We start from the raw sequence: 1,027 nt of genomic DNA, 5'->3' as shown, positions 1-1,027 counted from the left end.
GCCCTCCATCCGAGGCAGGTGCAACAGCAGGGTGAACCGTGTCGTGCGCTCCACCAGGGTGCCGATCGCCGACCGGCCGGTGCCGATGATGAGATCACCCTCCCAGTGGCCCGGGACCGCGCGGTCTTCGGCCTCGGCGGGCCTCTCACTGATCAACACCTCGGAAGTGACATGGCCGCCGGCCTTCTGCCGGGAGCGTGCTCGCGGCACCCGCAGTGCACGCCCGGTGCGCAGGCAGGCGACCAACTCCCGCTTGAGTGCTCCTCGCCCCTGGATGAACAGGGCCTGGTAGATCGCCTCGTGTGAGATCCGCATGGCGTCATCCTCGGGGAAATCGACCTTCAGCCGATGGGCGATCTGTTCCGGGCTCCACGATGTCGTCCAGCAGCGGTCCTGACGCCGGGGTTTGTTGCGTCCCTTCCAGGGCGCCGTCTGCGGCCCCGCCACCGGCGTGCCGTCCGGGTGGCGGACCTCCCCGGCCAGCCGCTCCTGCACATACGCGCGCAGCCGCTGGTTGACCGCCAGTTTGGCGGTCTTCGGCCGCCGGGCTCGACGCTCGGCGTGCCATTGCGCGACCGTCGCGCGATAATCTACGGCATACGTCCGCGTCGAGGCGTTGCGCCGGAGCTCACGTGAGATCGTCGACGGCGACCGCCCCAGACGCCGTGCGATCTCGCGCACGCCAACCTTCTGAGCCCGGCATAATGCGATCTCTTCCCGCTCCGCGAACGACAGATAACGGCCCGACACCGCCGGGGCAAGGCATGGTCCCACCCCGCCGGCCTGGCGAAACCATCGCGTCCCCACTGCCGGCGACACGCCGATCTCTGCCGCGGCATCCTCCGAGCTCACCCCACGAGCGATCGCTTGCCAGAATCGGACGCGGTCCTCACGCCAGGCGACAGTCGACCGTCCCGGCGAGGGGATCTGACCGCGATACAACCGGACAGCCTGCTGCTTCTTGCCCAGGCCCATTCGCCAACACCTCCAAGGACGAAGTGTTGCGAGCACCGATTGAATCCGCCCT

The 1,027-nt window shown here is 68.6% G+C and carries 1 protein-coding gene; it reads right to left on the bottom strand.

The features are described from left to right. Positions 1-975: IS30 family transposase (locus tag ACWEF2_RS31670; protein ID WP_453819919.1), on the bottom strand; the 975-nt coding region annotated here is incomplete at its 3' end. Positions 976-1,027: the final 52 nt, after the last annotated feature.

The sequence above is a fragment of the Streptosporangium sp. NPDC004631 genome, assembly GCF_053601935.1.
The sequence above is the reverse complement of the archived record's forward strand: the minus strand, read 5'-3'. Positions and strand labels throughout refer to the sequence as shown.